The sequence below is a fragment of the Thermosporothrix sp. COM3 genome (assembly GCF_059696735.1).
On sequence record NZ_AP019376.1, the window covers coordinates 4,999,655 to 5,012,708 of the forward strand.

The following is a 13,054-nucleotide window of genomic DNA, read 5'->3' on the forward strand; positions in this document are numbered from 1 at the left end:
CTGGGAGACAACGGTGAACACTGCTACCATCTGGCGTACAACCCTTGAACGGCTAGAGCATGCGTCACTTGACGCTACCAGTAAGGTCTGGCTTCAGGAAGCTCATCTGACCAATGTCTCGGATGGCGAGAGCCCGGGCAATAGCCTGTATCTGGAACTGCAAGTGCCCCATGAGATCGCGAAAGATGTCATTAATACCCGCTGGCGCCCGACCATCGAGGAGGCCTTGCAAGAAGTCACCGGGCTCCCAGTCACGCTTACGGTCCGCCTGCCTGCCGACGAGCGGACAGCAGACACACGCACGCGAGGCAGCACTGCTTCCTTCGAGCAGCCCCCGGCCGATGAGCCTGCAAAAAAGAATGGCTACTCGTTCTACACAATGCGAAAACCTGCGCAACAGGCAGAGCCACGCTATGAAACACCCCCACTCGAAGAGTGGGACAACGAGCAACGCGCTAACATTCTGATGCATAACCGGCTCAATCCGCGGTACACGTTCGAGACCTTTATTGTCGGCAATAGCAACCGGCTGGCGCATGCAGCCTCTCTGGCCGTTGCGGAAGCTCCGGGAGAGTCCTATAACCCGCTTTTCCTGTATGGAGGCGTGGGATTGGGCAAAACACACCTGCTACACGCTATCGGCCATCAGGGTGTGCGTACCGGTCTGGCTGTCCTCTACGTCTCTTCGGAACAATTTACCAACGAAATCATCAATGCTATTCGTTATCGCACCACCGAAGAGTTTCGCGCCAAGTATCGCTCAGTTGATATTCTGCTGGTCGATGATATCCAGTTTATTGCAGGCAAGGAATCAACCGAGGAAGAGTTCTTTCATACCTTCAATAGCCTGCATGAAATGAGCAAGCAGATTGTGATTTGCAGTGACCGCCCGCCGAAGGCCATCGTCAGCCTGGAAGAGCGCCTCCGCTCTCGCTTTGAATGGGGCCTGATCGCGGATATTCAGCCGCCCGACCTTGAAACCCGTATGGCCATCTTACGGGCCAAAGCGGAGATGCTGCGCTATCGCGTTCCAGATGAGGTGATTGCCTATATCGCCAGCCGGGTTCAAACGAACATCCGCGAACTGGAAGGTTGCCTGAACCGCTTGATCGCCTACCAGCAGTTGCATCGCACCGAGTTGACCCTTGATATCGCTCGGGCCGCAATGTCATCGCTGGACAGCGATCAGCGTGAAATGCAACTCAGTGGACAGCAGATCGCTCAGGCCGTCGCCCACTTCTATCATGTGTCCTTTGAGGCGATGTGTAGCAAGCAACGAGACAAGTTCATTGTGAAACCACGACAGGTCGCGATGTATCTGGTCCGCCATGAGACCCAGACGTCTTTGCTGGAGATCGGGCAGCTCTTTGGGGGACGCGATCACAGCACAGTTCTGTATGCCTGTGAAAAAATTGAGAAGGCGCTGAAAAACAATTCAACCTTGCGTCAGGAGATTGAGGCCATTCGCGAACAGCTCTTACGCGATTAGGGCTTGAACTGTAAGCAGCATTTTGTCTTGATAGCAAGTACTCTACCAGCCTTGCGGCACTCTTGAGCAGCCGCAAGGATGTCTTTTTTCTAGAGAATAAAGAGTAAACACACAAACAACGGAGCGCTATGTTACCACCATATACGACTTATCTTATCGATCTTGATGGCGTCGTCTACCGAGGCGAGACCCTTGTCCCGGGCGCAAAAGACTTTATTTCCTGGCTTGAGCGCACTGGCAAAAAATATCTCTTCCCAACGAATAACTCTTTTGCCAGCGAGGCCCAGGTTGTGGAAAAACTGAACCGCCTGGGCATTCCCGCCGGCAAAGAGCATGTGCTTGGTGCGGGTCAGGCTTCGGTCCGCAACATTGCCCGCCGTTTTCCCGGCGCCCATGTCTTTGTGATCGGCGAGCAACCATTGATTGATATGGTCATCGCATACAACCTGCCGCTTGCCCGAGAGGACGCCAGCGATGCAGATGTTGTTCTGGTCGGCCTCGACCGCACCATCACTTACCAGAAGCTGACAGCCGCCGTTCTCGCGGTCCGGCGCGGAGCGCACTTTATTGCCATCAACCGTGATCCACTGCTGCCCGTCGCAGGTGGCTTTACTGCCGGAACCGGAACAATGGTTGCCGCGATTGAGGCGGGCAGCGGCGTGACCCCTCAAGTGATCGGCAAGCCTCAGCCCGCGCTGCTGCAAGAGGCGCTGAACCTGCTTGGCAGCACCCCTGAAGAAACGGTGATGATCGGCGATGGTCTGGAGATCGATATCAAGGCAGGCAAAGCTGCCGGAACCCATACCATGCTCGTTCTCTCTGGCAAAGATAGCCGTGAGAGTCTGGCTCGCTCACCGATCAAGCCCGATCTGGTGTATGAGAATCTGGGCGCAGCTCTGGCTGATGTTCTGGAATAGCTTATCACTCTACAGTCAAAATATTGTCGTTCTCGGGCGGTCGATTAACGATCGCGATGGTGCAGCGAGAAACACAGATCAGTTTCTCCTGCTCATCGGTGATCTTGACCTCCCAGACATGCGTTGTTCGTCCGAGATGCAGCGGGATCGCGGTTCCGGTCAGCATCCCATCGCGTTTGGCCCGAATATGGTTCGCGTTGATTTCCAGGCCAAATGCCATCTGTCGCCTATTATCAATATTCAGCACACTACCAAATGAGGCCAGCGACTCGGCCAGCACGACCGAGACACCTCCATGCAGATACCCCAGTTGTTGCCGCTGATTCGGTCCGATGGGCATGGTTCCCACCACCCGCTGCTTTTCTGCGACAACGAGCTTGATGTCAAGCACCTCCCAGACAGACCCGGCGCGGCTGCTGTTTATCCGTTCAATGATCTCCTCTTGAGTGAATTCCATAGCCTTTCCCTCTACACTACAAAATAGAACAGCTTCATTCTCTCCTAATACGGTATCACAGACCGAAACTCCACGCCCATTGTGGAAAGATGTGACTATAGAACGATATCAGTCGATATAAACTACAAGCAAACAACCACTTTTTTGAAGGAATGAGTGCAAGGAATAGCAAATGAGCGATGACCAACACCTGCTTGCGCAGATTAACAACGCCGATAGACGCTACTGGCTACAGATGCTCTGCAAGCTTGCGTCTCCGGTTCTACAGGCGCTGGCAAACCAGCAATTGAGAGCGACCATGCCTGTTGAAGGCAAACCGGGCGAATGGGAATGGGATGAGTATTCACGCAGCCAGTTCTCGCATCTTGAGGCGTTTGGCCGCTTGCTCGCAGGTCTCGCGCCCTGGCTGGAAACCGGGCCGGACACTGGAGCTGAGGGCGAGTTGCGCCACGCGTATATAGAGCTGACCCGTAAAGCGCTGGATATGGCAACCGAACCCGCTTCAGCGGACTTCCTGAACTTCACTGAGGGCTCGCAGCCGATCGTAGATACAGCCTATGTCGCTGAGGCCATTCTGCGTGCGCCAAACGAGCTCTACGCAAAGCTGGAACCCCGTGTTCAACAAAATGTGATCAAGGCGCTTCAGATGACACGCAGCCGCAAGCCGGTATATAACAACTGGCTGCTCTTTAGCGCCACCATTGAGGCCGCTCTTTTCCGTATGGGGGCAGAGTGGGACCCGATGCGCATTGACTTTGCCCTGAAACAATTCCAGCAATGGTATGTGGGAGATGCCCATTATAAAGATGGGGTCGAGTTCCACTGGGACTACTATAACAGCTACGTCATCCATCCTATGCTTGTCGATATTATTGAGACAGTTGGGGACCAGTATCACGACTGGAAAGCCCTTAAAGAGCCCATTATCCAGCGAGCCAGACGCTATGCCACCATCCTTGAACGGCTCATCTCGCCAGAAGGCACCATTCCGGTTATCGGGCGCTCTGTCACCTATCGAACCGGCACGATGCATGCACTCAGCCAGATAGCCCTACAACATCGCCTTGATGAGACCCTGCAACCCGCTCAGGTACGCTGCGCCCTCACCGCCCTGATGAAGCGCATGCTTGAGGCGCCGGGCACCTTTGATGAGCATGGCTGGCTTCAGATCGGTGTTTGCGGACATCAGGCCGTGTTAGCCGAAGAATATATTTCAACTGGCAGCCTGTACCTCAGTTCCCTGATCTTCCTGCCCCTCGGTCTGCCAGAGCAAGACCCCTTCTGGCAGGGATCGGCCCCGTGGACCGCACAAAAGATCTGGAATGGCGAGGCGATCGCAATCGATCATGCGCTGTACGGCTAACTGTGCTCTTCCAGAAAAAAGGCGGGCTGCATCTGGTGCAACCCGCCTGAATTCGTTCCTCTTCTTTAGCTCTGCTGCATTGCTTTCTTTCGTGCCTCAATGGCGGCAAGCAGACGCTCATGCTCGGCCTGACGACGCGCCTCAACGCTCTCGCGTGTGGGGGAGAGCTTCTTAAAGACCAGATAGCCGACGAAGAAGCCAATCAGCCACATCAACACCACCATCAGCGGGGCAATGGGGCTATCCCAACTGGTGGCATACGTTCCGCCACTCTGCGCCACCAAAATATCACGCAGAATACAAAACACAGGAACACCAAACAGAACAATCTGGGCAATGCGGTGCTTTGGCCCCCGCCACAGCTTCCAGATGACCATGTAGGCAAGGCTGCCAAAGATCAGGATAGGTGTCAGATAATACGGAAAGGGAAGATGTGACATAAACTGAGTAAACGTCTCAGCCGGGATATCAAACGGAATCTTCTGCTGTGGGCTTGGTATTGTCAGGTTATAATGCCACCAATGAGCAGAGGATGCGGCTAGATCAAACAGGAAATTCACGACGCCGAGAATCAGGCCACCAAGCAAAGATGACAAGAGCACAGCCCTCGATGGACGTACAATCAAGAGCACGGCTAGATAGAAAACAATAATAAATGGCGTGACCAGAACGGCAAAGGTTAAAACCTCCATGCGAGAGATGCTCCTAACTCTTCGTTCAAGCAGATAATGGAAACAATTCTATTCCTTACCGCATACAGTAATGGGATTCCGTCCCTTCGTCAAGAGGAGACCGTTCGATATCTCCGCGAAAGCACAGCGCCTCGCCCGAACGTATTGTCCCTCTCAACAGCCCGCTACTCTTTAGCTTCGGGCTCCTCATCCGCCTCTGGGTTCAGAGCCTTTGTGCGCCGCGATTTCTGTAAGACTGAGAGCCAGTGCGGGTCCTGAATCGGTACAGCGGGCTCACCCTCTAGCTGCCGAATCGCTTTATCAATCCAGCCTATTTCAGCTTCCAACCTTGACTGCATGTATTCCAGCACCAGCATGCCATACTCATCAATAAAAGAACGACCATCCTGCGGACGCTCCGCCAGATAACGTAAGAAATCAGAGGATTCGTCACGCCGCCGCTTCAGGTGCTCGATCAGCGTTGTCCGGTCAGCCCCTGCCGCGCCCCAGAAGAGCATTTTGAGGAGCAGTTCGTCCTTTTGGGGAATGGGATACTCCGAGGGCAAATCAAGCCAGTTCTGAAGCTGACGCCAGCCCTCCGCCGTCAGCTCATACATTCTCTTGCCACGGCCTGCTTGCTCTTCTTCCTGAACCGTTATCAGGCCTGCCTGTTCCAGCGATTTCAACCGAGGGTAGATACTGCCAAAACTTAACGCCGAGAGCATGCCTACACTGCCCTTTTCCACTTCAGCCTTCATATCATAGCCAGAACGCGGCGCCAGACTGAGGATACCCAGAATGATATAATCAACAGACACTTCATCGCCTCCAGGGGATGTTTTCTAGGATCTCTGTAAAGTATATCGTACCGCACAGGAAACTCTCATCACGAATGCGTCAGAAGATTACCAAGAAGCGGCAGAAGGCCGCTGGCTTCAGCCAAGGGGATGGATGGCGCAGGAAGCCATCAGAGGCAGAACGTTCCCCTTCGCTTGACAGAAGACAATTGTTGTGTGAGGATATGCGAAGACAGTGAGGACGAACAAGGAGCAAGGGATGCTGATCTACGAATACAAGCTGGATGGGTCGAAAGCACAATTCGCCGCCATCGAGGAAGCCATCCGCACGACCCAATTCATTCGCAATACGTGCCTGCGCCTCTGGATGGATGCACGCGGCGTCTCCAGGAATGACCTGCAGCACTATTGTGCTGTGCTGGCCAGACAGTTCCCCTTTGCGCTCTCCCTCAACTCGCAGGCCCGGCAAGCTGCCGCTGACCGGGCGTGGGCTGCCATCTCCCGTTTCTACGAGCACTGTCGCCTCAAGACACCCGGCAAGAAGGGCTCTCCTCAGTTCCAGCACGATTGTCGCAGTGTCGAATACAAGCAGACGGGCTGGAAGCTGGAGGCCGATGGCATTCATATTCGCTTCACAGATGGCTGCGGCATTGGCCGGCTGCGCCTCATCGGCTCGCGCGATATCATGACCTTTCCCCTCTCACAGATCAAGCGGGTACGGCTGCTCCGGCGGGCTGATGGGTATTATTGTCAGTTTGCGGTGGCGGCCACGCGACGCGTTGAGCATCAGCCCTCAGGCAAGCAGGTGGGCATTGATCTGGGGCTGCGTGCCTTCTTCACCGACTCCGAAGGCAACACCGTGGCTCCTCCCCGGTATTTGCGCAAAGCGGAACGGCGGCTCAAGCGGCTGCAGCGTCGGCTCTCGAAGACGCAGAAGCGCAGCCGCAATCGGCGCAAAGCCCGTCAAGCCCTCAGCAAAGCGTCTCTCAAGGTGCAACGGCAGCGCGAGGATGTCGCCAGAAAGCAGGCGAACGCGCTCATCTCGTCTCACGACCTGATTGCCTATGAAGCCTTGCAGATCCGCCATCTCGTCAAGAATCGTCATCTGGCCAAGAGCATCGCTGATGCGGCGTGGGGGCGCTTCCTCTGGTGGGTGAGATACGATGGCATGCTGCATCGTGTTCCGGTGATCGGGGTGGAACCGGCCTATACCAGTCAGGACTGTTCTCGTTGTGGACAACGGGTGAAGAAGAGCTTGCGTGTGCGTACCCATCTGTGTCCTGGCTGTGGGCTGCTCCTGGATCGGGACCACAACGCCGCCTTGAATATCTTGCACAAAGCGCTACAGGGTACCGTCGGGCAGACGGGAACCGACGCTCCGCAAGGAACGTCGAACGCTTCTGGACAGCCTGCCGCTACGCGTCGTCGCACTGCGGCGCCGCGCAAGCAGGCTGGATGAAGGAAGAATCCCCGGCCTTCAGGCCGGGGAGTGTCAACTCATCTAAATGTGCTATTTCCTAATATCTCAACCACCTATATGATATACTCACTTTAGAGAGGATCAGGTGCCCCCCTTCGAGCAGGGGATACGCGCCAAAAGAACTGTAGATCTAAACCTATCAAGTCTATTGTTTGTAGTGTTGTAGAGAGAGTAGCGCATGGGCCGGGCTCTGGAGGAAGCCCGGTTGACGAGGTGGAGGCTGTTCGGACCATCAGCGGGGAGCCTCCAGGGGCGATCACGTCCCTGTGAAGTGGGCACACAAACCCGGTTGGTAACGATCGGAACAAAACGCTCACAGTGATGTAGCCGGGTGTATTCTGCCCTTTTCAGGCAGAACCCGAATACAATAGAGAAAGGTGCCAGTCATCCATGTGCGGCATCGTAGGATACGTCGGGCCTCAAGGCTCTGATGTTACTGACATATTGCTTGAAAGCCTTAGCAAATTAGAGTATCGCGGGTATGATTCCGCTGGAATAGCCGTTCTGACAGCAAACGGTACACTCGAGCTCCATCGTCGAGCTGGCAAAATCGCCAATCTGGCCGCTCATATTACCACCCGCCTGGAAGCTCAGAAAGGCGGCCTGGGCATTGGCCACACCCGTTGGGCAACCCACGGGCGTCCAAGCGACGATAACGCGCATCCTCACCCCGATTGCACGGGAGTCCTTACTGTGGTGCATAACGGTATCGTCGAAAACTACGCCGAGTTGCGCCAGGAACTTGAACTCCTCGGGCACACCTTCCGTTCAGAAACCGATACCGAGGTGCTTTCTCATCTCATCGAACAGACCTACTTTGGCCCGGCAAAGCGCGATCTGACCGAGGCCGTTCGCCAGGCATTACAGCGCGTGATTGGCTCCTATGCCATCGCTGTGGTCTGTCGCGAACAACCTGATATTCTGGTTGGTGCACGCTGCAATGGGCCCCTGATCGTGGGTCTGGGAGAGAACGAGCAGTTTCTGGCCTCAGATATCCCGGCGATCCTCAAGCATACGCGCAAGATCCTGATTCTGGAAGACGGCGAGGTCGTCACCCTGCGCTCAAACGGTGTCTCTTTACAGAAGCTGGATGGGCGCGTCGTTGAGCGCGACCACATCACTATTGAATGGGACGCCGAAGCTGCCGAAAAAGGCGGCTATCCTCACTTTGTGCTGAAAGAGATCAATGAACAGCCCGACGCTCTACGCCGGGCCATGCTCGGGCGCATCCGAGATGGACAGCTTCATCTGCCAGAACTGGAAAAGCTACGCAAAGAAGGGCTTTTTGATCGAGTTCAGCGCATCATTATCGTGGCCTGCGGCACCTCGTATCACGCGGGCCTGCTCGCGAAATACGTGATTGAGCAATGGGCCCGCATTCCGGTTGAGGCTATTACCGCCTCAGAGTTCCGCTACTGCAACCCGATCGTTGGACCCGAAACCCTCTGTATCGCTGTCACCCAATCAGGCGAGACCGCTGATACGCTGGTCGGCATTCGGCAGGCACGTGAGCAAGGAGCACCGGTGATCGCCGTCACCAATATTGTCGCCAGTGCGATCACCCGCCTCTCAGATGCGGTACTTTACTTACAGGCCGGTCCAGAAATCGGCGTGGTGGCAACAAAGACCTTCGTCACTTCTGTGGTGGTCCTTTACCTGCTCGGGCTTTATCTGGGTGAGCAACGCAAGCGCATTCAATCGGAGCAGATGAGCGCCTTTCTGGCTGCGCTTGAGCATCTCCCGGATCAGGTACAGCACATTCTCGATCAGGCGGCAGGCCCAGATGATGTGATCGCACCGCTTGCCAGGCGCATGGCGTCCGTTAGCAATATGATGTTCATCGGGCGTGGCGTTGGTTATCCCACCGCGCTGGAAGGGGCACTCAAGCTCAAAGAGATCTCATACATTCATGCCGAAGGGTTTCCTGCTGGCGAGCTCAAACATGGCTCAATCGCGCTCCTTGACCCTGATACACCCTTGCTTGGTATCGCCACCTCCTCACACATCTATGAGAAGGTCATCACCAATATTCAGGAAGTTCGGGCCAGAGACGCCCGTGCGATCGTGGTTGCTACCGAAGGAGATGAGCGGGTGAAGCAGTTCGCTGACGATGTGCTGTATGTTCCGGCCACGCTGGAAGCGTTCAGCCCACTACTGGCTATTATTCCGCTTCAACTCTTCTCATATCATGTTGCCGTCGCCCGTGGCTGTAACGTGGATCAACCGCGTAACCTTGCCAAGTCGGTAACAGTCGAATAGCAGCGGATAACAAAAACAGGAGGCCGGCAGCTTGCGCTTGTCAGCCTCCTGTTTGGATATTATTCAAGAATATCGCGTCGGCTGTAGAGCAGATAGGCAGCGATAATCAGAATGACACAATAGCCAAGCAGGGTCAACAGCGAGATTGGCAGCCCTGTAACAGCCAGCGAGGTCGCCTGCTCAAAGTTGCCTGGCAGAAGATCCGAGGTCAACGCTGCAACCCGATTCGCTACATTGCCCGGGAGCCAGGGGCCGATGTTCTGAATCCAACGTGCCGCATCCTCCTGAATAACGCCCATCGCGAGAAAGGCCTGAAGCGTCCCCCAGAGTGCCAGTTCCAGCATCTCATAAACCAGGACAAAGGCCACGCCACCAACCGGCGTTCTCGCAAGCGTCGCAAAGAAGACGGCCATCGTCATATAGAGGAAGAGATTCAGCACACAGCCAAGCAGAAAGACCGGCAAGAGCTCCCAGTGATATGATGATGGTACCGCCCATTGCATCTGTTTCAGCATTGGCACAGCGAATCCGATGAGCAGCGCCAGCAGAAACACAATCACCACCAGTACAAGCAGGAGCAGGAAGAGCGAAATAAGTTGCGCAATCAACACCTGCGCTCGACTCAAGCCCCGAGAAAGGATCTGACGCTGCATTCCCTGACTGTATTCGCTCCCGACCAGAATAGCCGCAAGCACAGGAAAGAGAAATGCACCGAGCTTTACCGTATATTGTGAGAGGATATTCAATGAGCCGGGATAGGCTAACAACCCGCTTCCCAACAGAAACAGGCCAATCACGATCAGCGCCGCGATTGCAAAGAAGAGCGTCAGAATTACGGTCATGCTCGCCCGACGACGCAGCACAAACCAGTTCCAGCCAATCAGGCTCACAACTTCCCCAAACCAGCTTCTTCGCCGTCTCTGCCTCGGCGACGCTTCTATCCATGCATTCTGCATCTTAGCCATTCCTCCCCGGAGCCATCATTGAGGCTCCCTGTATATGGTTCGTCATAGAGCCCGCAGCCTCGCCCGTCAGTTCCAGGAAGTAGCGTTCAAGGCTGGCCTCTACACGCCGAATCTCGGCAGGCACCACTCCCTGAGAGCAGAGATACGCATTGAGATCAGCCGAGTGCTCAACCGATACATCAACATGCAACAATACACTGCCTGGCGGAGCCCACGACCCTGCTTCCGCCTGAAGGCAGTGCGCACCATTTAGCCAGGGAGCGCGCTCACCGCGCAAAGCATTGAGCAACTTTTCGGCCATGTATGCCTGTTCCGTGCTCCTGAAGAGCATTCGTACCCCCGATTGAGAGGCCAGCAGCGAATGCACGTCGCCCTGTACCAGCAATTGCCCGAATTTGATAATGGCAACCCGCGAGCAGACCTGCTGGATCTCATGTAAGATATGGCTGGACACAATCACCGTAATGCCCTGCTTTGCCAGCAGCCCAATAAAGTTTCGGATCTCCACAACTCCGGCCGGATCAAGGCCGTTTGTTGGCTCATCGAGGATGACCAATTCTGGATTGTTCAGCAGGGCCGCGGCAATCCCCAGACGCTGCTTCATACCCAATGAATACTTTTGAAAGGTGTCCCGCGCCCGTTCCGCAAGCCCGACCATCTGTAACACTTCGTCAATCCGAGTTCTTGTCTGACTGTTATCAGGGAGCCCGGCAAAGACCGCGATCCCCCGCAGATTCTCCCATCCCGAAAGGAAAGGATAGAAGAGCGGCTGCTCAACAATCGCGCCCACACCGCGCAATGCCTCGCGATAGGCTCCTTTCTCGGTCGAAGGACAGCCAAAGAGAATCACCCGCCCGTTCGTTGGCCGGATCAGATTGAGGATCATCCGAATCGTCGTTGTCTTACCTGATCCGTTCGGCCCCAGTAACCCAAAAACATCACCCCGATATACTTCTAGAGGCAGATTATCAACAGCAACACGCTTTCCAAAACGCTTTGACAGCCCTTCTGTCCGTAATACAATTTCTTTCTCCATTACAATACTTTCTTTTGTTCCAGATAGTGCTTCAAAATACACATACAGTTTGTTTGTTAGGCCTGCCCAGAACTATTACAGCATATCTTTGTCCGTTATCACAAGTTCTAGCCCGAATGACAGCCCCTCCAGCGAGAGAACAGGAGTCAAGATCACTCGCAGAACATGCACGAAAAAGCATTCGTCAGACGGTGTAGAATAAAAAAGGAGCACGAAGCCTGTACCCGGAAGGAGGAACAGAGATGATTCGCGTGGTGATCGCAGATGACCACTGCATTGTACGCGAAGGATTACGCCATCTCATTACAGACGATCCAGCAATCGAGGTCGTTGGAGAAGCTGCCAATGGAGCAGCAACGCTGGAACTTGTACGAGAGCATCACCCGGATGTTGTCTTACTGGATCTCCTTCTGCCTGTTATTGATGGCATTCAAGCAACAAGCAGAATTCGTCAGGAATTTCCGCAAACGCAAGTGGTTATTCTGACCAGCTTTCTGGAACGTCTGGCAGTAATCTCGGCTGTCAGAGCGGGAGCGATTGGCTACCTGCTTAAAGATACTGAGGCCGAGGAGCTCTGTACAGCCATTAAAGCGGCCAGCAAAGGGCAACTCCATATGTCTCCTCAGGCCACTGCTTTTCTGCGTCAGGAAATGCGCATCCCAAACCGTATTGATCGCCTGACGGAGCGTGAGGCCGATGTGCTCCGGCTGCTTGCCCAGGGGCAGACTAACAAAGACATCGCCCGACACCTGCACATCGTTGAAGATACCGTGAAGACACATGTACGCCATATTCTGGCGAAACTCGGTGTCCAGAGTCGCACTCAGGCAGCACTTTACGCCGCTCGCCTCAATCTGATAACCCCGGAAACGCCACAGAATCAATAAGCGCTTTGTGAAACTTTACCCGAACCATTCCCGTGTTAATCACACAGGAAGTAGCCTTTCGTAGCCCTGGAACAGCCGTACAGGAAGGGAGCAAAGGGCGATGGCAATGACACAAAATACCGTTGTCGTGGGTGTTTTCCATGACAAAGCCCAGGCGAACCAGGCCATAGAAGAGCTCAAGCAGGCTGGCTTCAATGATGATGAGATCGGCTTTCTAGCTCGCAGCCGCGTGGTCGGCAAAGATGCAGCCAAAGCAGCCAACACTGCCGCCGGTATCCTCGAAGGAGGTGTCATCGGAGGCGTTCTGGGTGCAGCCGCCTCATTACTCATTCCTGGCATTGGCCCGGCAGTGGCAGGCGGCATTCTCGCGACCACACTTGGCGGGGCCACGCTCGGAGCAGCCGCCGGAGGGCTTATCGGCTCATTCGTCAAATTCGGCATTCCAGAGAAAGATGCACAGTTTTATCAGCAGGAACTGGAAGCCGGTCACACCGTTATCGTCGTAAAAACGCCAAGTGCGGAAGGGTATCGTGATGCCCTGGCAATTATGCGCAAACATGGGGCCTATGACGCTGAAACACAGGCGGGCATCATCAATGCAACGCCTCCTATCAGGCCATATGGCACGGATAACCCCCAGGAAACCAAAGATACCGATTGAGCCTGTGCAGAGAGAGAAACAGCCAGCAGACTGTTTCTCTCTCGTTTTCTGTTCCCCCCTCTCACTGTTTCT

The 13,054-nt window shown here is 54.7% G+C and carries 12 protein-coding genes; 7 read left to right on the plus strand and 5 right to left on the minus strand.

Annotation, left to right across the window (positions count from 1 at the left end; translation table 11 throughout):
- Positions 1-13 precede the first annotated feature (13 nt).
- Complete coding sequence (gene dnaA, locus KTH_RS21145) at positions 14-1,489, plus strand: chromosomal replication initiator protein DnaA (RefSeq protein WP_497620947.1); 1,476 nt, start codon at positions 14-16, stop codon at positions 1,487-1,489.
- 128 nt (positions 1,490-1,617) lie between these two features.
- Positions 1,618-2,406: an HAD-IIA family hydrolase gene (locus KTH_RS21150; RefSeq protein WP_497620949.1), complete on the plus strand. Its 789-nt coding sequence runs from the start codon at positions 1,618-1,620 to the stop codon at positions 2,404-2,406.
- Between the two features lie 4 nt (positions 2,407-2,410).
- Here the strand turns inward: KTH_RS21150 and KTH_RS21155 are convergent, their stop codons facing one another.
- Positions 2,411-2,863, minus strand: a complete 453-nt coding sequence (locus KTH_RS21155) for a PaaI family thioesterase (protein WP_497620951.1) — start codon at positions 2,861-2,863, stop codon at positions 2,411-2,413.
- Between the two features lie 172 nt (positions 2,864-3,035).
- On the opposite strand from KTH_RS21155, the gene KTH_RS21160 reads away from it, so the two are divergent.
- A complete protein-coding gene (locus tag KTH_RS21160) occupies positions 3,036-4,226 on the plus strand; it encodes a DUF2264 domain-containing protein (RefSeq protein ID WP_497620953.1) in 1,191 nt (396 codons plus the stop codon).
- 65 nt (positions 4,227-4,291) lie between these two features.
- On the opposite strand, the gene KTH_RS21165 is transcribed toward KTH_RS21160, so the two are convergent.
- Together KTH_RS21165 and KTH_RS21170 are read right to left on the minus strand one after the other, a co-directional pair.
- The gene (locus tag KTH_RS21165; RefSeq protein WP_111324123.1) at positions 4,292-4,918 is read right to left on the minus strand and encodes a hypothetical protein; all 627 of its coding nucleotides are present in this window, start codon (positions 4,916-4,918) and stop codon (positions 4,292-4,294) included.
- Between the two features lie 164 nt (positions 4,919-5,082).
- Positions 5,083-5,715 (minus strand): PadR family transcriptional regulator, encoded by a 633-nt coding sequence (locus KTH_RS21170; RefSeq protein WP_111324122.1) that lies wholly within the window; start codon positions 5,713-5,715, stop codon positions 5,083-5,085.
- A 238-nt stretch (positions 5,716-5,953) separates the two neighbouring features.
- On the opposite strand from KTH_RS21170, the gene KTH_RS21175 reads away from it, so the two are divergent.
- On the plus strand, positions 5,954-7,153 hold the full coding sequence (locus KTH_RS21175; RefSeq protein ID WP_497620956.1) for an RNA-guided endonuclease InsQ/TnpB family protein: 1,200 nt from the start codon (positions 5,954-5,956) through the stop codon (positions 7,151-7,153).
- A 411-nt stretch (positions 7,154-7,564) separates the two neighbouring features.
- Entirely contained in the window at positions 7,565-9,433 is a 1,869-nt protein-coding gene (glmS, locus tag KTH_RS21180) for a glutamine--fructose-6-phosphate transaminase (isomerizing) (protein WP_497620958.1), read from the plus strand.
- Positions 9,434-9,492: 59 nt separating this feature from the next.
- Here glmS and KTH_RS21185 read toward each other — a convergent pair whose 3' ends face one another.
- The gene (locus KTH_RS21185) at positions 9,493-10,389 is read right to left on the minus strand and encodes a DUF2705 family protein (protein ID WP_497620960.1); all 897 of its coding nucleotides are present in this window, start codon (positions 10,387-10,389) and stop codon (positions 9,493-9,495) included.
- 1 nt (position 10,390) lies between these two features.
- A complete protein-coding gene (locus KTH_RS21190; RefSeq protein WP_497620962.1) occupies positions 10,391-11,434 on the minus strand; it encodes an ABC transporter ATP-binding protein in 1,044 nt (347 codons plus the stop codon).
- A gap of 242 nt (positions 11,435-11,676) precedes the next feature.
- On the opposite strand from KTH_RS21190, the gene KTH_RS21195 reads away from it, so the two are divergent.
- Positions 11,677-12,321 carry a response regulator gene (locus KTH_RS21195; protein ID WP_111324118.1) on the plus strand — a complete coding sequence of 215 codons (645 nt, stop codon included), beginning with the start codon at positions 11,677-11,679 and terminating at the stop codon, positions 12,319-12,321.
- Positions 12,322-12,421: 100 nt separating this feature from the next.
- Entirely contained in the window at positions 12,422-12,982 is a 561-nt protein-coding gene (locus tag KTH_RS21200; protein ID WP_497620964.1) for a general stress protein, read from the plus strand.
- Positions 12,983-13,054 lie beyond the last annotated feature (72 nt).

What these genes read in the sequence shown, in the direction of transcription:
- KTH_RS21175 (WP_497620956.1), top strand. Translation starts at nt 5,954, where the DNA reads ATGCTGATCTACGAATACAAGCTGGATGGGTCGAAAGCACAATTCGCC.
- KTH_RS21185 (WP_497620960.1), bottom strand. Translation starts at nt 10,389, where the DNA reads ATGCAGAATGCATGGATAGAAGCGTCGCCGAGGCAGAGACGGCGAAGA.
- KTH_RS21155 (WP_497620951.1), bottom strand. Translation starts at nt 2,863, where the DNA reads ATGGAATTCACTCAAGAGGAGATCATTGAACGGATAAACAGCAGCCGC.
- KTH_RS21150 (WP_497620949.1), top strand. Translation starts at nt 1,618, where the DNA reads ATGTTACCACCATATACGACTTATCTTATCGATCTTGATGGCGTCGTC.
- KTH_RS21160 (WP_497620953.1), top strand. Translation starts at nt 3,036, where the DNA reads ATGAGCGATGACCAACACCTGCTTGCGCAGATTAACAACGCCGATAGA.
- KTH_RS21195 (WP_111324118.1), top strand. Translation starts at nt 11,677, where the DNA reads ATGATTCGCGTGGTGATCGCAGATGACCACTGCATTGTACGCGAAGGA.
- KTH_RS21200 (WP_497620964.1), top strand. Translation starts at nt 12,422, where the DNA reads ATGGCAATGACACAAAATACCGTTGTCGTGGGTGTTTTCCATGACAAA.
- KTH_RS21165 (WP_111324123.1), bottom strand. Translation starts at nt 4,918, where the DNA reads ATGGAGGTTTTAACCTTTGCCGTTCTGGTCACGCCATTTATTATTGTT.
- KTH_RS21190 (WP_497620962.1), bottom strand. Translation starts at nt 11,434, where the DNA reads ATGGAGAAAGAAATTGTATTACGGACAGAAGGGCTGTCAAAGCGTTTT.
- glmS (WP_497620958.1), top strand. Translation starts at nt 7,565, where the DNA reads ATGTGCGGCATCGTAGGATACGTCGGGCCTCAAGGCTCTGATGTTACT.